Raw genomic sequence first — 26,176 nt, 5'->3', positions numbered from 1 at the left:
AGAACGTGGAGCGAATCAGGCGCTCTAGAAATGGACACTGATAGTTTTACCTATCAAATCCTCCACAACGGACTCTATCAAGCAACCACCGGAGGCCCCATTACCGTTTCTGTCCCCGGCTTCAGTCCAAGCAACTGCTCTGCTGTGATACTGCCGACCGAGCCGCCTGCCAATGAATATATATACAGTGCATTGCCCTACGTATCGGTCGGGGAGGGTGTCGTTAATGTATACGGAAAGCACCCTGCTGAAGCAGACAAGTCTTTGGGTACGGTGATCAAATTTAGATTGCTGGTCATGAGGTATAAAAATTGACTTTCGGATTGTCGGTGGCTAACGATGAACGCTATATACAAATAGATTCTGAGATGCCCAGGCTTTGTGCTGTTTATAGCGGCTCGTATGCTGCAACCTCTAACTCCAATGCATATGTCAACTTTCCAGCCCCAATAACCACGCAGGAGCCTCCATGCATATTTATGCAGAATACTCCTGCCAGACCTGATGACCTATATGCAGGGCTGGTCATAACCGGGGGCGCGGGGAACTGGACAGGCTTTGTTCTTTCAACGCGTAATATCAATGATCGGCCTTACGGTAAGTGGTTTGCAGCAGTCTTCGCTTCACTTTCAAAGGCTCAATACGGGTTGCGAATGTGGGGGGAAGACGGGAGCATAATCTACGACTCCGGCACTGTGCCGGTATTATTCTCCCGAGCCAGTCACTCATGGTCGTTTCAGGGGAGAGTGATAATTAACCCTATTGCTAACGGCTATTACTGGAAGAGCTTGCTTGTAGGTCAGCTTTTGAGCGATGAGTATTTTATGATTAACCCTTTTTCTCGAGGGTTAATTACACCATCGCATATTAACTGGACGCCAATTGGAGTTAGATTTAATTATAACGAGTCCTGCTTGCAGGTTTTTGGCGTGACTGCTCTTGGGGCTTGGACGGATATCGGTAGCATGGCGGCAGTATATGCAAGGCTCCCTGGGACTTGATTTAAGCCGTTGGCTTTTTTAGATAATATCGCCGCCACGAAAAACATTTTATTTGGAGATAAATATGCCTTGGTATAGAACGGGTACGGTTTCTGTAACATTGAATTCGAATGCCGTAGTCGGCTCCGGCACGGCCTTTCTCGCAAATAGTCGAGTGGGTGATGCATTTATAGGCCCTGATGGCGGGCAGTACGAAGTAACCAATATCGCCAGCAACACTTCGCTATCAATCACGCCGAACTATCGAAGCGCATCTAACGGCGCAGGTTCGTATGCGCTCATGCCTGTGCAGGGATACACGAAAGATCTGGCCGACCAAGTCCGGGCGATGATTCAGCAGTGGGGGGCGACATTGGCGGGCCTTGGTTTGGTCTCCACACAAAACGTTGTCCCTGTAACCATGGGGGGCACAGGCGGCAACAACCCAGCAGCGGCCCGAGCTGGCCTTCAGTTGGGTAGTGCGGCTGTGGCTTCTATCGGCTACGAGAACGGCAACGTCGCAGATGCTTATGCGACTGGCAGAACGCGGACGAGCGTAGTTCAGAGCTGGCTGACTAATGCTGTGCATGGTATTGACCCTAACCTCTATCCGCCAGGGTCTCCTAGCATGCCCAGCGGCGGCACGGGCTACTGGTACAAGCAGATTTTTCGGCACTCCGATGGATCCAACAGACTGACAGTCGCGTGGCCGTACGGCCTGGCTGGTAACTCCGGCACTATCAAGTTTCAGTCTATTTACGATGGCGCCACAACACCCTGGCTTGAGCTCTACCACACCGGAAATACCACTCGCGCCGCTGACGGCACACTCAAGGCTATCTAAATGACAACTCGCGCAGCAGTAAACATTCTCGGTGCTGACGGTGCCGTTATTGATGTCACCTCCCTGGGTGCTAACACCATCACCACCGAGCACCCTGGCCCTGGCCAATACCTGGTGCACGGAACGCTTGGCATGGTTCCGCCGCCAGAAGGCTGGGGTTATGTGTTGAACCAGGTCGATGCGTCTTGCTCGGTAGCCATAAATTACAACGACGGGGTGCTGGCCGTAAGCGTGGCTAAAGATGGCGAGTCCGCCAACTTGGCGCACAGCATCACTCTGCATGTAGCCGTGGATTCATTGCCAGTTCAGGTGGTTCCTGAGCTAACAGCGCCTGAAGCCGACCCCATGGAGACTGCTTTCGCGGAGATCACCCGCTTGCGGTCCGTCGCAGACTATGTGATCAAGCCACTCCAGGACGCTGTAGATGTCGACGAAGCCACGGAAGCAGACCTCGCCGCCCTCAAGTCTTGGAAAAAATACCGTGTAGCGCTGAGCCGCGTTATTGAGCAGCCGCAGTTCCCGGATGCCATTGAATGGCCCGTAGTGCCCGCGTAACTGTCATCGGTCACCGCCGCCCGCCTTGAGCGGGTTTTTTATTGCCTGGAGAAAAGTATGAACGCAACCGAGAAAGACCGGGACATCCTGGCGCGCACCCTGTGGGGCGAGGCCCGCGGCGAAGGGCTGGATGGTCAAATTGCCGTGGCCTGGACCATCCGCAACCGCGTGTTCGACGGCAAGGCTAAGTCGTGGTGGGGGGAGGGCTACGCCGGTGTGTGCCTGAAGCCCTGGCAGTTCAGTTGCTGGAACCAGAACGACCCGAACTACGCCTACCTGAGCGGCGCCAAGCAGATCCCGGCTGCGCAGTTTGCCCAAGCCCAGCGTGCGGCTGACCAGGTGATGTCCGGCGCCGTGCCTGATCCAACCGGCGGGGCCACGCACTACTACGCAACGACAATGCCGAAGGCCCCGGCCTGGGCGGCGAAGGCCACGCAGACGCTGCGCCTGGGTCACCATGTGTTCTTCAAGGATGTGCCGTGATGACGCCGGTACAGAAGCTGATCGGCCTTGGGCTGGCAATCCTGCTGGCGCTGGTCATCGGCTTTGGCAGTGCGTGGCAGGTTCAGGAGTGGCGCCTGGGCAAGAGGATGTCTGAGCGTATCGCGGAGCAGGGCGCCCGCCACCAGAAGGAACTGGATGCAATCACTGGCGAGGCCTGGCTTCAGCAGTCGGCCGAGCTGGATAAGCGCCTGGCCACCGAGCAACAGCTCGCGATCCAGGACCAACACCACACCAAGGAGTTATCCGATGCCCAGCGCAACCAGGCTCGCCTGCGTGACCAGCTTGCTACTGCTGATGTCCGGCTGTCAGTCCTCATTGCCGAGGATTCAGCCAGTAGCTGCAACGTGCCTACCGCCCCCGGCGCCGTCGGCGTGGTTCATGCAGCCCGTCGAGCCCAACTTGACCCAGCGCATGCTCAAAGAATTATCGCCATCACAGACTCCGGCGACCAAGGATTGATTGCGCTGCGCGCATGCCAAGCGTATGTGCGAAAAGTGAGCGGTGGGGAAAATGAGAGAGCCACCCACTGAAGGTGAGCGGCCGTCAGGAGTTACTTGCCTTTAGGTGCGGCATTTCCACGGCCGCCGCCTGAAGGCTTACCTGTGGTGCTCGGAAGGTTCGGAACTGGTGGAGCTTTGCCACTTCCAGTTTTGCTAGTCGATCCTGAATTGCTTTTGCCGCCTCCAGACTTGGACATAACATTCTCCTTGTTGCGACTCAGTTGGATTGCAAGGATGACCTTAGACGATCGTTAAAAAATTGCTCGAAGTGTCAGTGCAGCGAATGTTGCTTGTTATTTCAAAGGTGGCTTGATTGCCTGGATTAGCTCAGGCCCTTTGTTTCGCACGTTGCCCACAGCCGTATCTACCTTGAACCACTCGAACACATCGGACGGCTCACCCTGGTGTATAACCATTTGCTCGGCGCGCTCCTTGGGCGTGGCCGGATCCAACCATTCCCGAGCCAGGTCCGGGGTCAACACCACGGGGCGACGGTCATGGATGTCCACCATGCCCCCGGCGCTGTCGGCGGTGATGATCACGAAACCATCATGCTCGCCAGGTCCTTCATCAGCGTCCGGTAGCTGGCCAATGGCAGCGCAGAGTATCGGTGCACCATCTCTCCGGCGGATGAGGTAGGGCTGTTTCTTGGGCCCGCCCTCATCCACCCATTCAAACCAATTGTCGATAGGCGTGATCGCCCGGTGCGGCCAGATCGCCCGGAAGAACGGGCCGTGGGCGACTTTCTCCACGCGAGCATTGATCGGCGCTGCACGGTCTTTTGCCCAGTGTGGTCGCCAACCCCAGCGAACTGGATCGGCGTGTAGCAGGTCTCCCTGCAGGTGCAGCAATGCAACCGTGGTTGATGGCGCCACGTTGTACCGCTCAATCGGCTGATCGCCCACAGAGTTCGCCAGAGCATTGGGCATGCACAGCGCTGCAACGAAGTCGTGGATTCCCCGGTACTGCGAAAGCCTTCCGCACATAGGCACCTCTCCGTCTGTCGAAATCCCCTACAGAAAAATTGACCGCAAGCCGGCCGCAAAGTTAACTGTACATTCGTACAGTATGTGTAGAAGGCTGCATCATGAGCTTTACCATTTTAGGTCCTATATCCGAAGGCGGCACGAAGCTGCCTTTCTGCTCGTTTCGTGTACCTGCTGGATTCCCATCACCGGCAGCCGATCACATCGAGCAGCACATCTCATTGGATGAGGTCCTAAATATCAGGGCGCCGCATGTCTATCTCATCGCGATTACTGGTGAAAGTATGCAAGGGGCGGGAATTTTTGAGGGAGACTTGGCTGTTGTGGATCGGTCAATTGAGCCGGCCCACGGACACGTCGTTGTAGCTCTTTTGAACAATGATCCCGTCTGCAAGCGACTGTGCAAACGTGGGAAAGAGGTGATTCTTCTGTCGGAGAATCCGAAATACCCAGCGCGGTATGTCCTGGAGGGGGATGAGCTATCGATCTGGGGCGTGATCACCAGCACGGTGCGCAGTCATGTCTAACGCGCCGGTCTTCGCGCTGATTGACTGCAACAGTTTCTATGCGAGCTGCGAACGGGTCTTTCGTCCAGATCTGGCAAAGGTGCCTATCGTCGTACTGAGCAATAACGATGGCTGCGTCATTGCCCGCAGCTACGACGCCAAGCCGTTTATCAAGATGGGCGAGCCGTATTTTCTAATCAAACACAAGCTGAAGCAACACGGCATCATTCCCTTCTCGTCTAACTACGCGCTCTATGGCGACATGAGCGAGCGAGTGATGACTCTGATCGAATCGATGGTTCCTGCCGTTGAAATTTACAGTATCGATGAGGCGTTTGCTGACCTATCGGGTATTCCTGGGCTGGATGTTTTGGGTCGTCAAATCAGGGAGCGGGTGCTGCGCTGCACTGGCATTCCAGTGGGGGTTGGAATAGCAAGCACCAAGACCTTGGCCAAGCTGGCCAACCACACGGCAAAGCGATTGCAAGCTCAAACCGGTGGTGTAGTGAACATCACCGATCCGGTCAAGCGCGATTGGGTCCTGCGTAATACTGACGTCTGCGAAGTGTGGGGCGTGGGCCGCAAAATGAAACTCCACCTCGACGCCATGGGCATAAAGTCAGCGATGGACCTTGCCAAAGCAGATCCTTGGACGCTCCGTAAGAAATTCAGCGTAGTGATCGAGAAAACGGCGCGTGAACTGGCCGGCACGTCGTGCTTGGAGCTGGACGAGCCCGACCCGCCGAAGCAGGAAATCTGCTGCAGTCGGATGTTCGGCAAGCGGCTGACTGAGCTGCCGCCGATCAAGGAGGCGGTGGCCACCTACATGATGCGAGCCTCGGAAAAGCTGCGTGCGCAGAACTCGCTTTGCAAAAAGGTCCGCGTCTGCATCCGCACAGGCATGTTCAATCCGGAGGAAGCCAAGTACGCCAACGGGGTGGTGGTAGATATGCCATACCCTACCGATGACGTGCGCCTGCTCACGAAGGCGGCGGTAGACGCGCTCGATCGGATCTTCCGCCCGGGTTTCAAATACAGCAAGGCCGAGGTAATGCTGCTCAACCTGTGCCAGCCAGGCGAATACACCGATGATCTTTTTGCAATATCGCAGCCGACCGAGGCAACCCAGGTCATGACTGTCCTTGATCAGATCAATGAACGTTGGGGAAAGGGAACGCTTCGATCTGCCAGCGTACCTACCAACCCTGACTGGGGTATGCGTCGAGAGATGATGAGCCAGAGCTATACCACTAAGCTGGACCAACTCTGGACGGTGGCCTGCAAGTAGCGCTCATTCCTCCGTCATAAGGACAGCCAGAGACATTTTGATGAATTCTTCATTGTGGCCGATTGTGAAAAGGGCGCCTCGCACGTTGTCTGCTACCTCGGCGGAGCCACGCTGCTCCACCCAGTTGGACAATTCCAGGATGGACGCTTCGAGGGCGAGCTGGTTTTCGTAGAGTTTGGAAAGCAGGGAAGGGATTAGGTCTGAGTTCGGCATCGTTGTTCCTCCGTGAGCGAACAGCGTAGCAGGCAAATTATGGAGTTGGGAGATCGTTCGGCAGGACGCCGGAGGAGGGGTAAATCATTTCCGCAACCCAGTGCACGCCCCTTGATATACGCGGGCTGTAGGCTGGTTAAAAACTCTAAGTTGCGGAAACTATACATGGCTAAGCTATTGATTTTTGTAGCTAACTCGGCAGTCTTGAAAACCGGCGGACGTTAATAGCGTCTCCAGGGTTCGAATCCCTGGTTTCCCGCCAAGATTTACACAAAAGCCTCGCGAAAGCGGGGCTTTTGCGTTTCTGGGGTTTGAGTGTGCTGATAATCAAATAAACGCTGTTTTTTGCATTCATACCTTGCAAAGACGAACCACCATTCGTCTAACATCCGGCACTCTCCATCCGTTGCTACCTCTCAATCTTAAGCACGGATATCCCGAGCGATACACGGAGAGCCAGCATGGAAATCAACGAGAAAGCCCCAGGCAACATTTCCCAGCAAGCGGTTACTCGTAACACCGATAATGAGACGGGGCATGACCCACGGCGCGATGAGGACAATATCCCGCTACCCCCGGATGACGAGGCCCCGATCGAGGAGGACATGTCGGATGTAGACGCGGCGGATTCCGTGGCAAGTGAGCACCCTGCTACCTGAAGACCTCCCGATCAATAAACCCGGCCCAGCGCCGGGTTTTTATTGCGGTTTTCGGCGCATTTAATTAACCGTAATCCTTAAGTATTGGCATCGCATAATTGTGAATGGCTTCACGATGCCTCTATGATCAGCACGCACTGTATTGGATCGCTGAGCCTCAACCCTTTGAAGGACATGAGCATGGACAAGCATTTCGGTAATTCGGGCCTTTTAAAGAACCCTTTGTATCAAGGCAACGACGCTCACGACGGCTGCAGCACTGCCGACTGGGAGCTGAAAAACAGTGCGCTGAATACGAAGGAGTTTTTGATATGTCCAAAGAATTACTCGGAGTTTTTGCTCTAGGGTTGATGGTGGTCGGTGAGTTTTGTGCAATCTACAGTGAGGTGGTTACCGCCAAGTTGGCCCAGGCCGGCAGTGGTTCCTGGGAGGTCTTTGTACTTCCTGTGGTCTTGATGTGTTTTGCCGGGCTTTGCCTGCTGGGCGCCTATTGGCTGGGGTTTGTGGTTGTCGGTGATATCTGGATTGTCACGGTAGTCTCGGTCACTTCGTTATTGCTTCTGGAGCCTGTGGTGGTCTGGGCGCTGTTTCATGAAGCTCCAGGGCGCGGCGCGTTGATCGGGTTCTGCCTGGGCGCCTTGGGGATGCTTGCGACGGTAGCGCTCTAGCACGCCGGGGAATCAAGTGCCGGGTCAGATCAGCATCTGTAGTCCGATGCTTATCTGGCCTGCACCGCTGCACTTTTTTCCATTCTGCTGATCTACCCTGTCCCAGCCACCCGACTCCCACGGGTGGCCAACAGAATCAGACCCGGTGCCGATGGATCGAACGTCAACTGTTTTTACCTCCCGATGGCCGCTGCTGCTTGCTGCGGTTTTCGCGCTCTGCGCAACAGGTTGCAGCCAACAACAGGGTCGCGATATCGCCAGGCAGTTCAGCGATGGCAAGCCCGATGAATTCTTCCAGACCAGCGTCGACCGCATGGCCACCCTGGGGATGCGTGACAACCTGCAAAGCCTCTACTTGCTGATGAGCAAGCTCTACCTGCGCAACCCCAACCAGTGGCGTCAATCGGGCTATCCGGATGCAGTGACCGCCGCCCGGCAAATCCGTCAGGCCATCGAAAATCGCCGTCCCTTGCCCGCACTGGGAGATCGTAGTGACCTGGCTGCCCTGAGTTATTCCTTGAGCCCTGACTTTCGCGGCGACCGCGTCGGCGCGTTCATCTACGCGATTGGCAGCATGCTCGTGACCGCTCACGGCGGGCGTACGCAGTTTTATGTGACTGACTCGATCAATCCGCAGTTTGTCAGCAATGCGGCGCGCAATATCGAAAAGGCCACCTGGTTGCTCAGCCAGCGTCAGGATGCCAACGGCGTGCTGCTGTTGTTTTCCAACGAGATATCAGAGGAGGGCAGTAACCTCAGTTTTGCCGTTGAGTTCGGCAAGATCGTCGCGCGTTTGGACCTGCTGACCCAAATCCTTGATGAGCGCTACCGGCGCATTGGCCTCAATTACGCACAAAGTCTGTTGCTGATGAACTTCCTACCGGTGCAGTAAGGCCATCGCATCGACCAATTGGTGCGGTGTTTCCCTTTCGGCTGTAGGAAGCGGCCTATCTTGCCTCCGGCGGCTTGAAAGGCTTGCCTGCGGGCAATAGCCTCGGATTTTTCTTAAACACGAGGCCCTCCCTTGGGTAAACGAAAAACGGTTTGGCCCACGGATCGCGAAATACGCTTGCGGTTTATCCTCTATGCGGTAATTGACGCCGCGACCGCCCAGGGCGTGTCTGCCGAGTTATTGCTGCCGGCGCATAAGTTATTGCGTGACTCGCCCACGGAAGACCAGTTGCGCGACACCTTGGGGGCGATTCTCGCCACTGACGAAATGTATGGCTTTCGCTTTCCGCCGGGGTCGGATGCAGATGATCTGATGCGGACATTGACAACTGCCGATGGTTAAACTGATTCACCCCTGTTTTTGATACGCCCCTGTCCGTCATTAAGGAGTGACTCGAGGGGCGTACCTGCCTTCCCATCACTGTTCGCGTGGTGGGCTCGGCCCGGCACGTTCCCGGATTCCAAGGACCTGCTCCCAATGCTGCTGCGCCACCCCCCGTTTATTTTTGCCGCCTTGACCCTCAGTTCGCTGGTACAGGCCGAAGGCCTGCAATTGGCGCCGGTTGAAGTCACTACGGCTGAGGCCAGTGCCGCAGAAATCGCCCAGGCGCAGCTCAAAAGCGTGCCCGGCGGCACCAATTACATCGATATGGACAGCGTGCAACAGGGACGTGTCAGCACCAACGAGGATGTCTTCAAGTACCAGGCCGGTGTGTACGCCAAGGCGGCCAATAACGAAGGGGTGAAGGTGTCCATTCGTGGCTCGGGCCTGAACCGCGCCCCCGGTGCCCATGCCTCCGGCCTGTATGAAATGTTCGACGGCCTGCCGCTTACCGGCCCAGGCGGCACGCCCTATGAGCTCAAGGACCCGCTGTGGCAAAGCCGGGTAGAGGTGCTGCGTGGCGCCAACGGGTTCGATCAGGGTGCATTGGCCTTGGGCGGTGCGGTCAACTACGTCACCCGCACCGGCTTGGACGCGCCCAAGCTACAGGTGCGCTATGAGGTCGGCAGTCGCGGCTATGCCCAGCGTGAAGTCAGTTCCGGGCAAGTGCTGGGGGACGCCGACTATTACATCAGCCTCACCGATTCGGAGTCCGACGGTTATCAGCACCAAAGCGCCGGCAGCGGCAAGGGCATCGCCGCGAACTTCGGCTACCGCTTTAACCCGGACCTGGAAACGCGCTTCTACTTGCGTTACCGCGAAACCACCAACGATTCACCCGGCAGGCTCACGCGTGACCAGATCAGCCATGATCCGCGTGCCGCCAACAGTCTCAATGCCGCCCGCGATTCAAAGCGCCTGCAACCGGGCTCCACCTGGATTGCCAACAAGACCACCTTGCGGTTGGACGATAATGCGCGGGTCGAGGTCGGGCTGGCCTATCACGATTACCCCATGGACCTGCGCGAAGGCACCAACCGCCTCAAAGTTGCCTACACCGATATCAGCGGCACCCTGAATTACATCCGCCAGGACAGCCTGTTCGGCCATGCCAGCACCACCACTCTCGGCCTGCGTACTACCCAGGCGATGCCGAACAATGGCGCGTCGGAATACGTGCGCATCCCTGCGGGCAATACTGCCATTTATGCCCCCGGCACCAAGACCCGCGACTACAGCTACCTGGGCTCCGATACTGTGCTGCATGTAGGCAACGAGCTGGAACTGGTGGAGGATCTGTGGCTGACCACCGGCCTTGCCGCCATCTATACGCGCCGCGAAACCCAGGTCACTTACCCTGACGGCCAGGCACCGCTCAGTCAGCATGATTGGGATTACGCGCCGCGCATTGGCCTGCGTTACGACTTCACCCCGCAGTTGCAGGTCTACGGCAACCTGAGCCGCTCGGTAGAGCCACCGCACGCGTGGTCGATGATCTGGGGTTCGAACAAATACTTTGGCCCGGGCAGTGGGGCAGCCACGGGGTTGCAGCGCGAAGGCTTGAAGCTGCGTAATCAGACCGCCACCACCCTGGAAGTCGGCGGGCGCGGTGAAGCCTGGCTCGGCCAATGGGACCTGGCGCTCTATCGCTCGGAAGTTCGCCACGAGCTGCTTTCTGTAGAGACCCAGGCCCAGACTGCCACCAGCAACGCTATCATCGCCGAATCCAACGCTAGCCCCACCGTGCACCAGGGCGTGGAACTGAGCCTGCTCAGCCCGCTGTGGGACGGCGGCGGCAGCGGTGAGCTCCAGCTGCGCCAGGCCTACACCTTCAGCGACTTCCACTACCGCGACGACGAGCGTTTCGGCGACAACACCTTGCCCGGCATTCCCAAGCACTACTACCAGGCGCAACTGCGCTACAGCCACCCGACGGGTTTCTACACCAGCCTCAATACCGAACATGCATCACGGGTAGCGGTGGACTACGCCAATTCCTACTACGCGGCGGCCTACACCACCCTCGGCGCCACCTTCGGCTACGACGCGCCCAAGCAGGACTGGCAAGCCTGGGTCGACCTGCGCAACCTCACCAACCGCCGTTACGCCAACACCGTCACGCCGGGCTACGACGACAAAGGCATGGACGCTGCACGCTCCACCCCCGCTGATGGGCGTGGTATCTACACCGGCGTTTCCTGGAGCTGGCGTTAAATCAACCTTCGTGTTGGCGCAGGCGCTTGTACAAGGTGTTGCGACTCACCCCCAGCTCTCGCGCCAGGTGGGAAATATTCCCGCCCACGGCTTCCAGGCGCTGGCTCAGGTCGAGACTTTCATCCAGGTGTTCAGGTTTAGACAGCGGCACTGTCGCCTGCAAATCCAAAAAAAAATCATCGGGCAGGTGCTCTGCGCGGATCGGCTGCTCTTCGGCCATTGCCAGCGCCACCTGCAACACGCTGCTCACTTGGCGTAAATTCCCCGGCCACGGGTGTTGCTCGAATAGCCTCAGCACTTCGGCGCTCAGCCCGGCCCATTGCGTCGGCTCGCGGTGTTGCTGCCACAGTTGCTGGAACAGCGCCTGCTTGTCGGTACGCTCGCGCAACGGCGGCAATTCAAGGGTCAGGCCGCCGATGCGGTAGTACAAGTCCTCGCGAAAGCGCCCGGCCTGCACCAGCTCGCGCAGTGCGCGGTTGGTCGCCGAGATGATGCGCAAGTCCACCGGGAATACCTCGCTACTGCCCACCGGCTGCACACAGCGCTCCTGCAATACCCGTAACAGGCGGGCCTGGGTGGGCAGCGGCATATCGCCGATTTCGTCGAGAAACAGCGTGCCCTTGTCCGCCTTGCGGATCAGGCCGATGCTGCCTTTTTGGTTGGCGCCAGTGAAGGCGCCTTTTTCGTAGCCGAACAGTTCCGATTCCACCAGTTCTGCGGGAATCGCCGCACAGTTCACTGCGATTAACGCCTGCCGGCTGCGGGAACTGGCCTGGTGCAGGGCTTTGACGAACACCTCTTTGCCCACGCCGGTCTCGCCGTGAATCAACAACGGAATGTCCTTTTCCAGCAGGCGCTCGGCCTGGCGCACGGCTTTTTCCACGCGCACATCGCCAAAATGCAGGGTTTGGAGGTTGATCGAGGTCGGTGCTGGCGGCTGCGGTTGGCTGAACACCCGGGCCTGCACCGGCATCTGCCTGGGGCGCTTCAACAGGCACTGGAACCGATTGCGTCCCGCCGCTTGCAACGCAAAGGGCAGCCCTTCCGGCTGGTTGAGCAACTCCAGCAGCGACACCTTGAATAGACTGTCGATCATCACCCGCGAGAGGCTGATGCCCAGCAAGTTATCCGCACGCCGATTGGCCGAGAGCACCTGGCCGCTTTCATCAAAGATCAGCAGGCCGGCCCATTGGCTGTCGAGGTTGCTCAGGCCGGTGTTGAAGGTCAGTTGGAAATGTTCGCCGCGAAACAGGTTGAGGATCAGCCGGTTTTCCACGGTCTGGCTCATCATCTTGACCATGCCCAGGGTGTGGGAGGGCGGCAGGTAACTGTCGCTGGACACGTCCAGCACCGCGATGATTTCGCGCTGGGCGTCGAAAATCGGTGCCGCGGAACCGGTCATGAAGCGGTTGGCCTTGAGGAAGTGTTCATCGTGCTCAATATGCACGGCCTGGGCGCAGGCCAGTGCGGTGCCGATGGCGTTGGTGCCACTGGCGCGTTCCATCCAACTGGCGCCGGGGCTGAAGCCACGGGCCAGCGTGGGTTCGATAAACCGCTGGGTGCCCCACGAAGTCAGCACCTGGCCCTGATTGTCGGCCAGCATGATCAGGCAATTGGAGTTGCTGAGGATGTTCTCGTAGTAGGGCAATACTTCCTGGTGGGTGGTCTGCACCAGGGAATGCTGGCTTTCCAGGAGCTGGCGAATGCCTTCGGCGGGCAGTTGGTCAAAGCTGGGGGCGCTCTGGTGGTCCAGGCCGTAGGCGCGGCAACGGCGCCAGGATTCCTGGATAAGGGTGTCGTGGGTCAAGGGTTCGGCCATCGTGCGACCTTCTTTATTATTGTTGTCGGGTCTTGCGCCATCTAACGTCAGACATCGAGCAATGTGGGAGCGGGCAAGCCCGCTCCCACATTTGATCTTCGTCGCGCATAAAGTGTTGTTCACAACTGTTCATTGTCAACCCCCGCAGTGTTCAGTTGTTCAGCCGGATTGTTCACTCCTGAACATCATGATTCGCCCATCTCCTTACACATCAAACAGTTGCGGTTTTGGCACGAAACTCGCTCTGACAACGCACCAGATTCATTCCAATAATAAAAAAGGTCGTGTCATGTCATTGACCCTGGAACATGTCTCCCGCGTTGTCGACGGCCAAACCTGGATCGACGATGCCAACCTGCGGTTCGAAGCCGGTTCTTTCAACGTCCTGCTCGGTCGCACCCTGTCCGGCAAGACCAGCCTGATGCGCTTGATGGCCGGCCTGGACAAGCCCGACAGCGGTCGCATCCTGATGAACGGCGTGGATGTCACGCAAAAGCCGGTACGCCTGCGCAATGTGTCGATGGTCTACCAGCAGTTCATCAACTACCCGACCATGACCGTGTTCGAAAACATCGCCTCGCCGTTGCGCCAGGCCGGTGTGTCCCAGGAGGTGATCCAGAGCAAGGTGCTGGAAACCGCCAAGATGCTGCGCATCGAGAAATTCCTGCAGCGCCACCCCCTGGAATTGTCCGGTGGCCAGCAACAACGCACCGCCATGGCCCGCGCCCTGGTGAAAGATGCCGAACTGATTCTGTTCGATGAGCCGCTGGTCAACCTGGACTACAAACTGCGCGAAGAGCTGCGCCAGGAAATGCGCGAACTGTTCAAGGCGCGCCACACCATCGCGATATATGCCACCACCGAGCCCAACGAAGCCCTGGCCTTGGGTGGCACCACCACCATTCTTCACGAGGGGCGGGTAATCCAGAGCGGCAAGGCCGCCGAGGTCTACCACCAGCCGCAAACCGTCCTCGCCGCTGAACTGTTCTCTGAGCCGCCGATCAACCTGATGCCAGGGCGTATCAGCGGCAACGAAGTGAGCTTCGCCAATTTCGTGCATTTCCCACTCAACGTTGACCTGCGTCCTATCGGCGAAGGCGAATTCCGCTTTGGCGTGCGCCCCAGCCATATCAGCCTGGTGCCTAGCAACGATGATGACCTGGAGCTGGCGGTGACCGTGGAAGTCGCCGAAATCAGCGGCTCGGAAACCTTCCTGCATGTGCGCAGTGAGCATTTCCTGCTGGTGCTGCACCTGCCGGGGGTACATGAATACGATGTCGACGCGCCGATCCGCGTGTATATCCCCACCCATAAACTGTTTGTGTTCGATGGTCAGGGCCGCTTGGTCCAGGCCCCCGGGCGCCGTGTCGCGAGGGTTGCCTGATGGCCGAGATCCATTTGCGCAACCTGGCCCATAGCTATAGTCCTACACCCACAGGTCCAGAAGACTACGCCATTCGGGAAATGAATCATGTGTGGGAGCAGGGCGGTGCCTACGCCTTGCTCGGGCCGTCGGGCTGCGGCAAGTCCACGCTGCTCAATATCATTTCCGGCCTGCTCAGCCCGTCCGAAGGCCAGGTGCTGTTCGATACCCAAGTCGTCAACGACTTGACCCCGGAAAAGCGCAATATCGCCCAGGTGTTCCAGTTTCCGGTGGTGTACGACACCATGACGGTGTTCGACAACCTGGCGTTCCCGCTGCGCAACCAGGGCATGGCCGAAGCGAAAATTCACAGCAAGGTGCAGGAGATTGCCGAAGTCCTCGACTTGCAAAACCTGCTGAGCAAAAAAGCCCGTAACCTCACCGCCGACGAAAAACAGAAAGTCTCCATGGGCCGTGGCCTGGTACGCGATGACGTGTCGGCGATCCTGTTCGACGAGCCGCTGACGGTGATCGACCCGCACCTGAAGTGGAAACTGCGGCGCAAGCTCAAGCAGATTCACGAGCAGTTCAATATCACCATGGTCTACGTTACCCACGATCAACTGGAGGCCTCCACGTTCGCCGACAAGATCGCGGTGATGTACGGCGGGCAGATCGTGCAGTTCGGTACGCCGCGTGAATTGTTCGAGCGGCCCAGCCACACCTTTGTCGGTTACTTCATCGGTAGCCCTGGGATGAATCTGATCGAGGTGCAGGCCAAGGCTGGCGGTGTAGGGTTCGCCAATACCCTGTTGCCGCTGTCCGAAGCGATGCAGCAACGTCTCAACACCACCGACTACAAAAAGCTCCAGGTCGGCATTCGTCCGGAATTTATCCACGTATGGGACGAGTACAACCCTGACGCCCTGCAAGCCGACGTCGTACATGTGGAGGACCTGGGCACCTACAAGATCATGACCCTCAACCTCGACGGCGCCACCCTCAAGGTGCGCCTGGCCGAGGACAAGCCGGTGCCGGAAGGCAAGGCCTCCATCAGCTTCCCGACGCAATGGCTGATGCTCTACGCCGACGATTACCTGCTGGAGGTGGCGCCATGAACAAAGTGCAGAACAACAAGGCCTGGTGGCTGGTGTTGCCGGTGTTCCTGCTGGTGGCGTTCAGTGCGGTGATCCCGATGATGACCGTGGTCAACTATTCGGTGCAGGACATTTTCGACCAATCCAGCCGCTATTTCGTCGGGGCCGACTGGTACAAGCAGGTGCTGCTCGACCCACGCCTGCACGACTCGCTGCTGCGCCAGTTCATCTACTCGGCCTGCGTGCTGTTGATCGAGATCCCGCTGGGCATCGCCATCGCCCTGACCATGCCCACCAAGGGCCGCTGGTCCTCGCTGGTGCTGATCATCCTTGCCATTCCCTTGCTGATTCCGTGGAACGTGGTCGGCACTATCTGGCAGATTTTTGGCCGTGCCGACATCGGCCTGCTGGGCTCGACCCTCAACGCCCTGGGCATCAGCTACAACTATGCGGCCAACACCATGGACGCCTGGGTCACCGTACTGGTCATGGACGTGTGGCACTGGACCTCACTGGTGGCGCTGCTGTGCTACTCAGGTTTAAGGGCCATTCCGGACGTGTACTACCAGGCTGCGCGGATTGATCGTGCATCGGCCTGGGCGGTGTTCCGACATATCCAGTTGCCGAAGATGAAAAGCGTGCTGCTGATCGCGGTGATGCTGCGCTTCATGGACAGCTTCATGATCTACACCGAACCCTTCGTGCTCACCGGCGGCGGGCCGGGTAATGCCACCACTTTCCTGAGCCAGACGCTTACTCAAATGGCCGTCGGCCAATTCGACCTGGGCCCGGCGGCGGCGTTTTCCCTGGTGTACTTCCTGATCATCCTGTTGGTGTCCTGGCTGTTCTACACCGCCATGACCCATTCCGACGCCAACCGCTGAGGCCGCCAACATGAGCAAGCGCAAGCTGATTCCACTACTCGTTTACATCCTGTTCCTGCTGGTGCCGATTTACTGGCTGCTGAACATGTCCTTCAAGAGCAACACCGAAATCCTCGGCGGCCTGACCCTGTTTCCGCAGGATTTCACCCTGGGCAACTACAAGGTGATCTTCACCGACCCGAGCTGGTACACCGGCTACCTCAACTCGCTGTACTACGTGAGCCTGAACACGGTGATCTCCCTGAGCGTGGCGCTACCGGCGGCGTATGCGTTCTCGCGCTATCGCTTCCTGGGTGACAAGCACCTGTTCTTCTGGCTGCTGACCAACCGCATGGCGCCGCCGGCGGTGTTTTTGCTGCCGTTTTTCCAGCTGTATTCCTCCATCGGGTTGTTCGACACGCACATTGCCGTGGCCCTGGCCCATTGCCTGTTCAACGTGCCGTTGGCGGTATGGATCCTTGAAGGCTTCATGTCCGGCGTACCCAAGGAAATCGACGAAACCGCCTACATCGACGGCTATAGTTTTCCCAAGTTCTTCGTGAAGATTTTTATCCCGCTGATTGGCTCCGGTATCGGCGTCACGGCGTTTTTCTGTTTCATGTTTTCCTGGGTAGAACTGCTGCTGGCGCGCACGCTCACCTCGGTCAACGCCAAACCCATCGCAGCGGTAATGACCCGTACGGTGTCGGCTTCCGGCATTGATTGGGGCGTGCTGGCAGCGGCGGGGGTGTTGACCATCCTGCCGGGCATGCTGGTGATCTGGTTTGTTCGCAACCACGTGGCCAAGGGCTTTGCCCTGGGCCGGGTCTAGAGGAGTCGATGATGGAATGGATGGCCTGGACCACCCCCACTGCGCTGTTCTTTGGCGGCATTGCCCTGATTCTGGCGGGCATGACCACTTGGGAATTACGTTCGCCGAGTATCCCGCGGCGCGGTTTGCTGCCGATCAGCACCACCCGTGGCGATCGCTTGTTTATCGGTCTTCTCGGTAGCGCCTACCTGCATTTGCTGGTCATTGGCGTTACCGACTGGAGCATCTGGGTGGCGTCCGCGCTCTCCCTTGTTTGGCTGTTGAGTGTGATGCGTTGGGGCTAGCTGTGCACGGGCTTGTGTGGCGAGGGAGCTTGCTCCCGCTGGAGTGCGCAGCACTCCCAAACCGATAACCGACTCGGATATCTATTTTGGGGCCGCTTCGCAGCCCAGCGGGAGCAAGCTCCCTCGCCACAGCAAGCTCGCTCCTGCAAGCCCCGTTTGAAATTAACCTGGAGGTCTCTATGTTGAATAAAAACAATAAGCTGCGACATAGCATTTCATTGGCCGCCGTACTGGCCCTCAGTGGTTTGAGCGCTTCGGCCTGGGCCGATGCGTATGAAGATGCCGCGAAAAAATGGATCGGCAGCGAGTTCAAACCCTCGACCCTTACCGAAGCCCAGCAGTTGGAGGAGTTGAAGTGGTTTATCAAGGCGTCGGAGCCGTTCCGTGGGATGAAGATCAACGTGGTGTCGGAAACCCTCACCACCCACGAATACGAATCCAAGGTGCTGGCCAAGGCCTTCAGTGAAATCACCGGCATCAAGCTGACCCACGACCTGCTGCAGGAAGGCGATGTGGTGGAGAAGCTGCAAACCCAGATGCAGTCCGACAAGAACATCTATGACGGCTGGGTCAACGATTCCGACTTGATCGGTACGCACTTTCGCTACGGCAAGACCGAATCCATCACCGACCTGATGGCCAACGAAGGCAAGGATTTCACCTCGCCCACCCTGGACCTCAAGGACTTTATCGGCCTGTCTTTCACCACCGCGCCGGACGGCAAGATCTACCAGTTGCCCGACCAGCAGTTCGCCAACCTCTATTGGTTCCGCGCCGACTGGTTCGAGCGGCCGGAGCTGAAGGCCAAGTTCAAGGAGAAATACGGCTACGACCTGGGCGTGCCGGTGAACTGGTCGGCTTATGAAGACATCGCCAAGTTCTTCAGCGAAGACGTCAAGGAAATCGACGGCAAGCGCATTTATGGGCACATGGACTACGGCAAGAAAGACCCGTCCCTGGGTTGGCGTTTCACCGATGCCTGGTTCTCCATGGCCGGCGGCGGCGACAAAGGCTTGCCCAACGGCTTGCCGGTGGACGAGTGGGGCATCCGTGTAGAGGATTGCCACCCGGTGGGCTCCAGCGTCACCCGTGGCGGCGACACCAACGGCCCGGCAGCGGTATTCGCCACGCAGAAATACGTGGACTGGATGAAAGCCTACGCGCCACCGGAAGCGGCGGGCATGACCTTCTCCGAATCCGGCCCGGTGCCGTCCCAGGGCAACATCGCCCAGCAGATCTTCTGGTACACCGCGTTTACCGCCGACATGGTCAAACCGGGCCTGCCGGTGGTGAATGCCGACGGTACGCCGAAATGGCGCATGGCACCGTCCCCAGTCGGGCCGTATTGGGAAAAGGGCATGAAGAAGGGCTATCAGGACGTAGGTTCCTGGACCTTCCTCAAGTCCACGCCCGAAAAGCAGAAACTCGCGGCCTGGCTCTACGCGCAGTTCGTGACCTCAAAAACGGTGTCGCTGAAGAAAACCATCGTTGGCCTGACGCCGATTCGTGAGTCCGATATCAACTCCCAGGCCATGACCGACATGGCGCCCAAACTCGGGGGGCTGGTGGAGTTCTACCGCAGCCCGGCCCGTACCGAGTGGTCCCCGACGGGCACCAACGTGCCGGACTACCCGCGCCTGGCGCAACTGTGGTGGAGCAATATCGCCGCAGCGGCCAGCGGCGAGAAAACCCCACAACAGGCGCTGGACAACCTGGCCAAGGAGCAGGATGCGATCATGACGCGCCTGGAACGCTCCAAGGTGCAACCGGTGTGCGGCCCGAAAATGAACCCCGAGCGTGACGCGCAATACTGGTTCGACCAGCCGGGTGCACCGAAGCCGAAACTGGCCAACGAAAAGCCCAAGGGCGAAACCGTGAACTACAACGACCTGCTCAAGCAGTGGGAGGCGGCGCGTAAGTAACAGCGCCATCTTAACCCCTGTAGGAGCGAGCTTGCTCGCGAAGAACTCACCGACGCCGCGTTTATTCAGGAAGCACGCGTTATCGTTGACGGTTTTCGCGAGCAAGCTCGCTCCTACAGGCATTTTTTGGTTTTGTGAGCCCTGACAAACGACCGCTTATCCCTCCCAACCCAACCTCATTTGAATTTTCCGCACGCCCCGAGGCTCTGCATTTTAGAAGCGCGTGATGTTGAGCGCTCTTGCGGGGCCACCTTGTGGGAGGCCCGTTGTAACGGACTTTGCGGAAACTGCCATCATGACACTCCTTACAGCGCTGTCTGGCCAGCCGGCCTCGCTCACCGACTCGGCCCAGGGCCGCCATCAACGGGTCTACCAACAGCTGCATGGCGAAACCCAAGACGCCACCGAACTGGCGCGTGAATACCTGCACGATCAATTGGCCCTGGTAGAGGCCACCGACTGCGACTTGCCAGAGGCCCCCGAACAGCTGCTGGCCTGGGTCGAGCAGCGCTGCGCCGAGGTGGCCCAGGCCTATGCCGACTATCTGGAACAGCGTCGAAACGGTGGGCCACGGCGGTATTTCCAGAACAAGGCCCATGCGTTGTATTTCCTGCAGTGTGTGGCGCCGACCAAACAGGTCGACGGCGCCTGGCTATACGGCTTGCTGCGCTATTGGCAAGACCAGCGCTTCGACGGCCTGCTCACCACTTACCTGGAAGAATTGGGCGACGGTGAAGCTGCGCAGAACCATGTGGTGATCTACCGCAAGTTGCTCAGCGAGCACGATGCCGACAGCGACGCCGGCCTTGAGGATGACCATTACCTGCAAGGCGCGCTGCAACTGGCGCTGGGCGTTTGCGCCGACGAGTTCCTGCCGGAGGTCATTGGCTTCAACCTGGGTTACGAGCAACTGCCGCTGCACCTGTTGATCACCGCCTATGAACTCAGTGAGCTGGGTATCGATCCTTATTACTTCACGCTGCATGTCACCATCGACAACGCCAGCAGCGGCCACGCGAGCAAGGCGGCGCAATCGGTGCTGAACCTGTTGCCGCTGGGCGAGGGCAGGGCAGACTTCTATCGCCGGGTGGCCGCAGGCTACCGCCTGAACGATCTGGGGCCGGGTACTACGTCTGTGATCAAACGGTTCAACCTGCAGGACGAGGTGGTGGCGATGCTCGAACGCAAGCGCGCCTTCGGCCAGCACATGCATTCGGACTATTGCCGCTTCGAAGGGCAGACCGTCAACCAATGGCTGGCTCAGCCTGGGCAGATCGGCGCGTTTCTCAAGGCCCTCGGAGACAAAGGCTGGATCAAACACAACCAGGACCCCGCCAACAGCCGCTTCTGGCAATTGATCGAGGGCGCTGGCGCCGCGATGTTCGGGGTGTTCAGCGGTTATGAAAAACAACTGATCCATGACTGGATTGCGGGTGAATGGGTTACCAGCGAACGCGTGCCGCCCGTGCGGCCGGGACGCGGCAGCCGGTTTTCCCGCGAGCAGCATCGTCCCGCGGATCCTGATACCCAGGCCCTGGCGGAGTCATTGTGCAACTTGCCCGATGAGCAACAGCTCAATGCGCTGATCCCGTGGCTGTCGGCCCGCCGTCACTGCACGCCTGCCGGGCTGTATGCCACTCGCCGCTTTATCCAACTGCGTGCGCGCCTGCGCTAAGGAATGTGCCTATGTCTGCGCAACAACTGGCTGATCGTGCCTTGTTGAATTTGGGCCGCGGGTTGAAGGAGGGTGGTTATCGCTTTATCACGCCAACGCCCTTGACCCATGAACGTGTCTATCGGCGGCTGGCGACGCCCCTGGCAATGACGCTGCGCGATGTGTTCGGTTGGTCGATGCCGTTCGATCAAGGCCTGCTGCCCGAGGCCCTGCGTGAAGAATTGCAGCAAGCGGATGTGATCGAAAAGCACGGCGCGCTATGGCGCAGCGCAGTGCGATGGTCGAGCCTCGACGAGCTGCTGTTCGCCCATTCGCCTTATCCCACCGACCAGGCGGACGCGGTGTTTTTCGGCCCCGATAGCTATCGCTTTGCCCAGGTAATCGAAGCTTACCTGCAACAACGTTTCGAGCCGCTCAAGCGCGCCGTGGACATCGGCTGTGGCGCCGGTGTCGGCGCGCTGGTGATTGCTCAAGCCCGGCATGACGCCCAGGTGCTGGCGGTGGATATCAACCCCCGTGCCCTGCGCATGACCGCGGTGAATGCCGAGCTGGCCGCGCTGAATAACGTCAGCGTGTACCACAGTGACGTGCTGGCCAGTGTGGAGGGCGAATTCGACCTGATCGTCGCCAACCCGCCGTACATGAAAGATGACCGCCAGCGCGCCTATCGCCATGGCGGCGGCGCCTTGGGGGAGCAGTTGTCGCTGCGCATCGTCAGTGAGTCCATCGGGCGCCTGGCCCTGGGCGGTAGCCTGTTGCTGTATACCGGGGTGGCGATGGTGGCCGGCAGCGACCCTTTCCTGGAGGCAGTCAAGCCATTGCTGGGCAGCGACGCCTACGGCTGGACCTATCGCGAACTGGACCCGGACGTTTTCGGTGAAGAACTGGAAAAACCAGGCTATGAGCAGGTGGAGCGCATCGCCGTGGTTGCGCTGACTGTCACCCGATTGCGCTGAATACCCGATGCTCACCTTTGGCATTGAAGAGGAATACTTCATCACCGACCTGCACAGCCGCCAGATGGTCGGCGAGCCCTCGGCGGCGGTGCTGGCGGCCTGCCGCGAAGCGATTGGCGCAGGCTTCTCGTTTGAGATGTTCCAGGGCCAGATCGAGGCGGCCTCTCCGGTGTTCACCTCCAGCGCCGAAGCGGCGGACTACTTCCGAGCAGTACGCGGCAACCTGGCGCAATCCCTGGCTGAGTTCGGCCTCGGTGTGGTGTGCGCCGGCAGCCACCCCCTGGCCGATTGGCGTGGGCAGCGGCCAACCGATCAGGCGCATTTCCGGCAACTGTTCGACGATATTCAATATGTAGCGCGGCGCAGTGTGTTGTGCGGGCTGCATGTGCATGTGCAGGTGCCGCAAACGCTGGACCGTATCGCGGTGATGAACCAGGTGTCGCCGTGGCTGCCGTTGTTGTTGCTGCTCAGTTGCTCGTCCCCCTTCTGGGACGGCGCGCCCAGCGGCTTCATGAGCTACCGCCAGGCCGCTTGCGACGAGTGGCCCCGCATGGGCGTGCCGGAACACTTCAGCGATTGGGCCGAGTACCAGCGCTACCTGGCCATGTTACAGCGCATCGGCGCGATCAAGGCCGATGGCAATGGCTGGTGGGGCATTCGCCCGGCGGCGCGTTACCCCACCCTGGAACTGCGCATGACCGACGCCTGCCCACGGCTGGCGGACGCCTTGGCCCTCGCCACGCTGTTTCGGGTGATGGTTACCCATGCCTGCGCGATGCAGCGCCCTGGCGCCAGGTTCAGTGCCGAGGCGCGCTGGCTGCTCAAGGAGAATCGCTGGCAGGCCAAGCGTTATGGGGCCGCTGGTACCTTTGCGTTGGACGACACCGGCACCCTGGGCAGCGCTGAGCAATGGCTGCAATACGCCCGACAGACCTTTGCCGCCACCGCAGAGGCCATGGGCGAGCCGCTGTTGTTCGATACCTTGGATGCCTTGCTGCAACGCGGCAACAGCGCGGCCGAGCAGTTGCGCTGGCAGGCCCAGGCCCAGGCGAGCGGCGCCGATACGCGTGCCAGCGTGCGCCAGGTGGTCGACCTGCTGTTGGCCCAGACTCGCGGCGACCATTGATCGGGTCTTGATCGAGGTTGATGGAACACTGATGGGGTTGCTCCGCCCTTAATCAGTAACCCCTCAACGGCAGGAGCGCAGAGCATGCGAGCGATGACTTACCAGGGCGCACACAAGGTGCAGGTGGATACCGTGCCCGATCCGATCATTGAACAACCCGACGACATCATTTTGCGGGTCACCGCAACCGCGATTTGTGGTTCGGACCTGCACCTGTACCGGGGCAAGATCCCGACCGTGGAGCATGGCGATATCTTCGGCCATGAGTTCATGGGCATCGTCGAAGAAACCGGCCCGGCCGTCACCGCGGTGCAGCGCGGCGACCGTGTGGTAATTCCGTTCGTGATTGCCTGTGGCGATTGCTTTTTCTGCCAGCTCCAGCAATTCGCCGCCTGCGAAACCACCAACGATGGGCGCGGCGCGATCCTGAATAAAAAAGCTATCCCACCGGGTGCCGCGCTGTTTGGCTACAGCCGCCTGTATGGTGGTATTCCCGGCGGCCAGGCGGAGTGGGTGAGGGTGCCCAAGGCCAATACCGGGCCGTTCAAGGTGCCCGGCACCCTGGCGGATGAGAAGGTGCTGTTCCTCTCCGATATCCTGCCCACTGCTTGGCAGGCAGTGACCAACGCCGGCATCGGCAAAGGCTCCAGCGTGGCGATTTATGGTGCCGGGCCCGTGGGCCTGCTCAGTGCGGCCTGCGCGCAAATGCTGGGCGCCGAGCAGATCTTCATGGTCGACGACCATCCGTATCGTTTGGCCTATGCGCAGAAAATGTACGGCGTGATCCCGATCAACTTCGAAGAAGACGAAGACCCGGCGGACACCATTATCCGCCAGACCGCCGGTATGCGCGGCGTCGATGGTGTGGTGGACGCGGTGGGTTTCGAGGCCAAGGGCAGCACCACGGAAACCCTGCTCACCGCGCTCAAGATCGAGGGCAGCAGCGGCAAGGCGCTGCGCCAGTGCATCGCCGCCGTGCGTCGCGGTGGTGTGGTCAGCGTCGCCGGGGTGTATGCCGGGTTTATCCATGGCTTCATGTTTGGCGATGCCTTCGACAAAGGCCTGACCTTCAAGATGGGCCAGACCCATGTGCAGCGGTTCTTACCGGAGTTGTTGGAGCACATCGAGCTGGGGCATCTGCATCCGGAGGCGATCATCACTCACCGGCTGCCCCTGGAGCAGGCGGCGCGGGGGTATGAGCTGTTTGATAAAGCCGAAGAGGAATGCCGCAAGGTGATCCTGCTACCGGGTGGGAGCGACCGGCCGCTGACCGAGCCAGTGGACGAACTGACCCCTGAGTTGCGCGTACAAAGCGTTCCCGGTTTCTAGGCCAATAACCGGAAAAATGTGGGAGCTGGTTTGCCTGCTATAGCGGTGGTTCAGTTGAATATTCAGTGACTGACGCGCCGCCTTCGCGGGCAAGCCCGCTCCCACAGGGGATCTGTGCCGGACGCTGATTTTGTGGGCGATGCATGACCAATGTGGGAGCTGGTTTGCCTGCGAAGGCGGTGTGACAGTCACTGCATCTGTGACTGCACTACCGCTTTCGCAGGCAAACCAGCTCTCACATGGATTTTCTTTGCTTTGACAGTGGTGTTTCCCACATTAACCGGTGTCAGGCTGCGGCTTGCGGCTGGATGCGCAATTCCCCTTCGACATCTTTGACCAACCCACTGGCGACAAACAGCGGCGCCAGGCGTTTGTGCAACTGTGGCTCGACAAACTCCTTCACCGTATCCAGCGCCAACGCACCACTGAGCGGCAGCTCGGCCTTGGTGTACGACAACCATGCCTTCTTCAACGCCATCAACACATCACTGCCCGCCGTCGAAGCGAAGCGACGGTGCACCGGCTTACCCTCGAAGGTGAAGGTGTGTTGGAACTCATAGCTGCTTTCATCGCCGCCGTTGGCCGTGCAGCGCACGCAGGTGCAAGGGCCGTCGCCGAAGGCGCTGCGCAGGTAGGCGTTGAAGTCCACCACGGGCTTGAGTGACAGGCGCTTATCAACCTCGAACAGGTCCCCGGTCATTTTTTCGTCAGTGTTCAACGTCCATTTCCTCGCAGTCGGTTGCTGTGTTTCAAAGCGCGGCACAATACCAGCCGAGCGTGAGTTTGGGGATTATTTGCGTCGTGGGAGGGTCAGCGGAAGAACTCACCGGGGGTGGAATCGAACTGCTGACGAAATGCATTGATAAAGGCTGAGGTCGATTCATAGCCACACCCCAATGCCACATCCGTCACCCGCTCGCCTTGTTCCAGGGCGGGCAGGGCGCTCAACAGGCGCAGGCGCTGGCGCCATGCGCGAAACGTCAGCCCGGTGTCACTCAGGAACACCCGACTCAGGGTCTTTTCACTCACCTCCAGCTTGCGGCTCCACTCGCCCAACGTCGTCTGCTGCTCGGGATGCAGGTTGAGGCTGCGGTAGATCTGTCGCAGCCGTGGGTCGTGAGGCAGTGGCAACATCAAGTCCACCTGGGGCGCGGCGGCGAGCTGATCGAGCAGTACCTGAGCCAGGCGCCCGTCCGGCCCGTCCTCGGTATATTCCACCGGCAATTGGCTGAAGTTGCGGATCAGCTCGCGTAGCAAACTGCTCACCTCCAGCACTTGGCAACGCTCGGCGGCCCAGGCGGTGACGCTGCAATCGAGGTACAAGCTGCGCATTTCCGTATGGGGCGAACTGAACACCCGATGGGGCATGCCGGCCGGAATCCATACGGCGCGCTGCGGTGGCGCGACGAAACGACCGACGCTGGTCTGGATCTCCAGCACCCCGGAAATCGCGTAGGACAGCTGCACCCACGGGTGGCTGTGGCGTCGCGTCAGCGCACGGTTGGGCAAGGATTCAGTACGCCCGTACACCGGCCTCGGCAGGCTGGAAAGCCCTGGGACACTGCGGCGAACGGCTTTTTCATGTCCTTTAGGCGGCATTTACTGGCTCATTGGCGTTAGTCGGTAACAGGTGGTTACGTTAGAGTCGTCGCGACGCTCT

27 protein-coding genes are annotated in these 26,176 nt (G+C 59.2%); 22 read left to right on the top strand and 5 right to left on the bottom strand.

All coding sequences use genetic code 11. The features are described 5' to 3' along the window. The first annotated feature begins 30 nt into the window (after positions 1-30). The 5 genes from AC07S6_RS04415 (at position 31) to AC07S6_RS04395 (ending at position 3,413) form a co-directional block, all read left to right on the top strand. Positions 31-315, top strand: coding sequence for a hypothetical protein (locus AC07S6_RS04415; RefSeq protein WP_060765032.1), 285 nt, complete (start codon positions 31-33; stop codon positions 313-315). A gap of 750 nt (positions 316-1,065) precedes the next feature. Next, entirely contained in the window at positions 1,066-1,824 is a 759-nt protein-coding gene (locus tag AC07S6_RS04410) for a hypothetical protein (RefSeq protein WP_495111804.1), read from the top strand. Beyond that, positions 1,825-2,379 carry a tail fiber assembly protein gene (locus AC07S6_RS04405; protein ID WP_495111803.1) on the top strand — a complete coding sequence of 185 codons (555 nt, stop codon included), beginning with the start codon at positions 1,825-1,827 and terminating at the stop codon, positions 2,377-2,379. A 57-nt stretch (positions 2,380-2,436) separates the two neighbouring features. Beyond that, complete coding sequence (locus AC07S6_RS04400; protein WP_138725928.1) at positions 2,437-2,862, top strand: cell wall hydrolase; 426 nt, start codon at positions 2,437-2,439, stop codon at positions 2,860-2,862. Next, positions 2,862-3,413: a lysis system i-spanin subunit Rz gene (locus tag AC07S6_RS04395; RefSeq protein WP_495111802.1), complete on the top strand. Its 552-nt coding sequence runs from the start codon at positions 2,862-2,864 to the stop codon at positions 3,411-3,413. The genes AC07S6_RS04400 and AC07S6_RS04395 overlap by 1 nt, the downstream gene beginning before the upstream one ends. 263 nt (positions 3,414-3,676) lie before the next feature. On the opposite strand, the gene AC07S6_RS04390 is transcribed toward AC07S6_RS04395, so the two are convergent. Beyond that, positions 3,677-4,369 carry an SOS response-associated peptidase family protein gene (locus tag AC07S6_RS04390; RefSeq protein WP_495111801.1) on the bottom strand — a complete coding sequence of 231 codons (693 nt, stop codon included), beginning with the start codon at positions 4,367-4,369 and terminating at the stop codon, positions 3,677-3,679. A gap of 101 nt (positions 4,370-4,470) precedes the next feature. On the opposite strand from AC07S6_RS04390, the gene AC07S6_RS04385 reads away from it, so the two are divergent. After that, positions 4,471-4,896 (top strand): LexA family protein, encoded by a 426-nt coding sequence (locus tag AC07S6_RS04385; protein WP_034135895.1) that lies wholly within the window; start codon positions 4,471-4,473, stop codon positions 4,894-4,896. Next, positions 4,889-6,163, top strand: coding sequence for a translesion error-prone DNA polymerase V subunit UmuC (gene umuC, locus AC07S6_RS04380; RefSeq protein WP_495111800.1), 1,275 nt, complete (start codon positions 4,889-4,891; stop codon positions 6,161-6,163). The genes AC07S6_RS04385 and umuC overlap by 8 nt, the downstream gene beginning before the upstream one ends. A 3-nt stretch (positions 6,164-6,166) precedes the next feature. Here umuC and AC07S6_RS04375 read toward each other — a convergent pair whose 3' ends face one another. Then, complete coding sequence (locus AC07S6_RS04375; RefSeq protein WP_034135893.1) at positions 6,167-6,376, bottom strand: hypothetical protein; 210 nt, start codon at positions 6,374-6,376, stop codon at positions 6,167-6,169. A gap of 461 nt (positions 6,377-6,837) precedes the next feature. Between AC07S6_RS04375 and AC07S6_RS04370 the strand changes: the two genes are divergently transcribed. The 5 genes from AC07S6_RS04370 to AC07S6_RS04350 all read left to right on the top strand — a co-directional run bounded on the left by AC07S6_RS04370 (position 6,838) and on the right by AC07S6_RS04350 (position 11,250). After that, positions 6,838-7,035 carry a hypothetical protein gene (locus tag AC07S6_RS04370; protein WP_069558233.1) on the top strand — a complete coding sequence of 66 codons (198 nt, stop codon included), beginning with the start codon at positions 6,838-6,840 and terminating at the stop codon, positions 7,033-7,035. 311 nt (positions 7,036-7,346) lie between these two features. Further along, complete coding sequence (locus AC07S6_RS04365; RefSeq protein WP_495111799.1) at positions 7,347-7,703, top strand: hypothetical protein; 357 nt, start codon at positions 7,347-7,349, stop codon at positions 7,701-7,703. A 151-nt stretch (positions 7,704-7,854) separates the two neighbouring features. Beyond that, positions 7,855-8,595 carry a hypothetical protein gene (locus AC07S6_RS04360; protein WP_054917155.1) on the top strand — a complete coding sequence of 247 codons (741 nt, stop codon included), beginning with the start codon at positions 7,855-7,857 and terminating at the stop codon, positions 8,593-8,595. 132 nt (positions 8,596-8,727) lie between these two features. Then, positions 8,728-8,997 carry a hypothetical protein gene (locus tag AC07S6_RS04355; protein WP_495111798.1) on the top strand — a complete coding sequence of 90 codons (270 nt, stop codon included), beginning with the start codon at positions 8,728-8,730 and terminating at the stop codon, positions 8,995-8,997. Positions 8,998-9,132: 135 nt separating this feature from the next. Further along, positions 9,133-11,250 (top strand): TonB-dependent receptor family protein, encoded by a 2,118-nt coding sequence (locus AC07S6_RS04350; RefSeq protein ID WP_495111797.1) that lies wholly within the window; start codon positions 9,133-9,135, stop codon positions 11,248-11,250. 1 nt (position 11,251) lies between these two features. Here the strand turns inward: AC07S6_RS04350 and AC07S6_RS04345 are convergent, their stop codons facing one another. Next, on the bottom strand, positions 11,252-13,069 hold the full coding sequence (locus AC07S6_RS04345; RefSeq protein ID WP_495111796.1) for a sigma-54-dependent Fis family transcriptional regulator: 1,818 nt from the start codon (positions 13,067-13,069) through the stop codon (positions 11,252-11,254). A 289-nt stretch (positions 13,070-13,358) separates the two neighbouring features. Here AC07S6_RS04345 and AC07S6_RS04340 point away from each other — a divergent pair, with 289 nt between their 5' ends. The 10 genes from AC07S6_RS04340 to AC07S6_RS04295 all read left to right on the top strand — a co-directional run bounded on the left by AC07S6_RS04340 (position 13,359) and on the right by AC07S6_RS04295 (position 24,516). Beyond that, a complete protein-coding gene (locus AC07S6_RS04340) occupies positions 13,359-14,453 on the top strand; it encodes an ABC transporter ATP-binding protein (protein ID WP_014718865.1) in 1,095 nt (364 codons plus the stop codon). Next, positions 14,453-15,550 (top strand): ABC transporter ATP-binding protein, encoded by a 1,098-nt coding sequence (locus AC07S6_RS04335; RefSeq protein ID WP_032902868.1) that lies wholly within the window; start codon positions 14,453-14,455, stop codon positions 15,548-15,550. The genes AC07S6_RS04340 and AC07S6_RS04335 overlap by 1 nt, the downstream gene beginning before the upstream one ends. Continuing rightward, positions 15,547-16,413 carry a carbohydrate ABC transporter permease gene (locus tag AC07S6_RS04330; protein ID WP_003192014.1) on the top strand — a complete coding sequence of 289 codons (867 nt, stop codon included), beginning with the start codon at positions 15,547-15,549 and terminating at the stop codon, positions 16,411-16,413. The genes AC07S6_RS04335 and AC07S6_RS04330 overlap by 4 nt, the downstream gene beginning before the upstream one ends. A gap of 10 nt (positions 16,414-16,423) precedes the next feature. Continuing rightward, positions 16,424-17,224 carry a carbohydrate ABC transporter permease gene (locus AC07S6_RS04325; protein WP_495111795.1) on the top strand — a complete coding sequence of 267 codons (801 nt, stop codon included), beginning with the start codon at positions 16,424-16,426 and terminating at the stop codon, positions 17,222-17,224. A gap of 11 nt (positions 17,225-17,235) precedes the next feature. Then, positions 17,236-17,508, top strand: coding sequence for a DUF2160 domain-containing protein (locus AC07S6_RS04320; RefSeq protein WP_014718862.1), 273 nt, complete (start codon positions 17,236-17,238; stop codon positions 17,506-17,508). Positions 17,509-17,687: 179 nt separating this feature from the next. Next, entirely contained in the window at positions 17,688-19,430 is a 1,743-nt protein-coding gene (locus tag AC07S6_RS04315; protein ID WP_003192009.1) for an ABC transporter substrate-binding protein, read from the top strand. Positions 19,431-19,725: 295 nt separating this feature from the next. Then, the gene (locus tag AC07S6_RS04310; protein WP_495111794.1) at positions 19,726-21,105 is read left to right on the top strand and encodes an iron-containing redox enzyme family protein; all 1,380 of its coding nucleotides are present in this window, start codon (positions 19,726-19,728) and stop codon (positions 21,103-21,105) included. Between the two features lie 11 nt (positions 21,106-21,116). Next, positions 21,117-22,061 (top strand): N5-glutamine methyltransferase family protein, encoded by a 945-nt coding sequence (locus AC07S6_RS04305; RefSeq protein WP_014718859.1) that lies wholly within the window; start codon positions 21,117-21,119, stop codon positions 22,059-22,061. Positions 22,062-22,068: 7 nt separating this feature from the next. After that, positions 22,069-23,187, top strand: coding sequence for a carboxylate-amine ligase (locus tag AC07S6_RS04300; protein WP_495111793.1), 1,119 nt, complete (start codon positions 22,069-22,071; stop codon positions 23,185-23,187). A gap of 84 nt (positions 23,188-23,271) precedes the next feature. Next, positions 23,272-24,516 (top strand): zinc-dependent alcohol dehydrogenase, encoded by a 1,245-nt coding sequence (locus AC07S6_RS04295; RefSeq protein ID WP_197881710.1) that lies wholly within the window; start codon positions 23,272-23,274, stop codon positions 24,514-24,516. 286 nt (positions 24,517-24,802) lie between these two features. Here AC07S6_RS04295 and AC07S6_RS04290 read toward each other — a convergent pair whose 3' ends face one another. Next, positions 24,803-25,234: a hypothetical protein gene (locus AC07S6_RS04290; protein ID WP_096143847.1), complete on the bottom strand. Its 432-nt coding sequence runs from the start codon at positions 25,232-25,234 to the stop codon at positions 24,803-24,805. Between the two features lie 92 nt (positions 25,235-25,326). Beyond that, on the bottom strand, positions 25,327-26,115 hold the full coding sequence (locus AC07S6_RS04285; protein WP_014718855.1) for an AraC family transcriptional regulator: 789 nt from the start codon (positions 26,113-26,115) through the stop codon (positions 25,327-25,329). Between the last annotated feature and the right edge of the window lie 61 nt (positions 26,116-26,176).

This window comes from Pseudomonas sp. GW821-FHT07B01 (genome assembly GCF_059419065.1).
This window is presented reverse-complemented; position numbering and strand designations above follow the sequence as displayed.

What these genes read in the sequence shown, in the direction of transcription:
- AC07S6_RS04370 (WP_069558233.1), top strand. Translation starts at nt 6,838, where the DNA reads ATGGAAATCAACGAGAAAGCCCCAGGCAACATTTCCCAGCAAGCGGTT.
- umuC (WP_495111800.1), top strand. Translation starts at nt 4,889, where the DNA reads ATGTCTAACGCGCCGGTCTTCGCGCTGATTGACTGCAACAGTTTCTAT.
- AC07S6_RS04315 (WP_003192009.1), top strand. Translation starts at nt 17,688, where the DNA reads ATGTTGAATAAAAACAATAAGCTGCGACATAGCATTTCATTGGCCGCC.
- AC07S6_RS04350 (WP_495111797.1), top strand. Translation starts at nt 9,133, where the DNA reads ATGCTGCTGCGCCACCCCCCGTTTATTTTTGCCGCCTTGACCCTCAGT.
- AC07S6_RS04365 (WP_495111799.1), top strand. Translation starts at nt 7,347, where the DNA reads ATGTCCAAAGAATTACTCGGAGTTTTTGCTCTAGGGTTGATGGTGGTC.
- AC07S6_RS04320 (WP_014718862.1), top strand. Translation starts at nt 17,236, where the DNA reads ATGGAATGGATGGCCTGGACCACCCCCACTGCGCTGTTCTTTGGCGGC.
- AC07S6_RS04305 (WP_014718859.1), top strand. Translation starts at nt 21,117, where the DNA reads ATGTCTGCGCAACAACTGGCTGATCGTGCCTTGTTGAATTTGGGCCGC.
- AC07S6_RS04360 (WP_054917155.1), top strand. Translation starts at nt 7,855, where the DNA reads ATGGATCGAACGTCAACTGTTTTTACCTCCCGATGGCCGCTGCTGCTT.
- AC07S6_RS04400 (WP_138725928.1), top strand. Translation starts at nt 2,437, where the DNA reads ATGAACGCAACCGAGAAAGACCGGGACATCCTGGCGCGCACCCTGTGG.
- AC07S6_RS04310 (WP_495111794.1), top strand. Translation starts at nt 19,726, where the DNA reads ATGACACTCCTTACAGCGCTGTCTGGCCAGCCGGCCTCGCTCACCGAC.
- AC07S6_RS04330 (WP_003192014.1), top strand. Translation starts at nt 15,547, where the DNA reads ATGAACAAAGTGCAGAACAACAAGGCCTGGTGGCTGGTGTTGCCGGTG.
- AC07S6_RS04405 (WP_495111803.1), top strand. Translation starts at nt 1,825, where the DNA reads ATGACAACTCGCGCAGCAGTAAACATTCTCGGTGCTGACGGTGCCGTT.
- AC07S6_RS04415 (WP_060765032.1), top strand. Translation starts at nt 31, where the DNA reads ATGGACACTGATAGTTTTACCTATCAAATCCTCCACAACGGACTCTAT.
- AC07S6_RS04345 (WP_495111796.1), bottom strand. Translation starts at nt 13,069, where the DNA reads ATGGCCGAACCCTTGACCCACGACACCCTTATCCAGGAATCCTGGCGC.
- AC07S6_RS04325 (WP_495111795.1), top strand. Translation starts at nt 16,424, where the DNA reads ATGAGCAAGCGCAAGCTGATTCCACTACTCGTTTACATCCTGTTCCTG.
- AC07S6_RS04295 (WP_197881710.1), top strand. Translation starts at nt 23,272, where the DNA reads ATGCGAGCGATGACTTACCAGGGCGCACACAAGGTGCAGGTGGATACC.
- AC07S6_RS04395 (WP_495111802.1), top strand. Translation starts at nt 2,862, where the DNA reads ATGACGCCGGTACAGAAGCTGATCGGCCTTGGGCTGGCAATCCTGCTG.
- AC07S6_RS04340 (WP_014718865.1), top strand. Translation starts at nt 13,359, where the DNA reads ATGTCATTGACCCTGGAACATGTCTCCCGCGTTGTCGACGGCCAAACC.
- AC07S6_RS04375 (WP_034135893.1), bottom strand. Translation starts at nt 6,376, where the DNA reads ATGCCGAACTCAGACCTAATCCCTTCCCTGCTTTCCAAACTCTACGAA.
- AC07S6_RS04385 (WP_034135895.1), top strand. Translation starts at nt 4,471, where the DNA reads ATGAGCTTTACCATTTTAGGTCCTATATCCGAAGGCGGCACGAAGCTG.
- AC07S6_RS04390 (WP_495111801.1), bottom strand. Translation starts at nt 4,369, where the DNA reads ATGTGCGGAAGGCTTTCGCAGTACCGGGGAATCCACGACTTCGTTGCA.
- AC07S6_RS04285 (WP_014718855.1), bottom strand. Translation starts at nt 26,115, where the DNA reads ATGCCGCCTAAAGGACATGAAAAAGCCGTTCGCCGCAGTGTCCCAGGG.
- AC07S6_RS04410 (WP_495111804.1), top strand. Translation starts at nt 1,066, where the DNA reads ATGCCTTGGTATAGAACGGGTACGGTTTCTGTAACATTGAATTCGAAT.
- AC07S6_RS04335 (WP_032902868.1), top strand. Translation starts at nt 14,453, where the DNA reads ATGGCCGAGATCCATTTGCGCAACCTGGCCCATAGCTATAGTCCTACA.
- AC07S6_RS04300 (WP_495111793.1), top strand. Translation starts at nt 22,069, where the DNA reads ATGCTCACCTTTGGCATTGAAGAGGAATACTTCATCACCGACCTGCAC.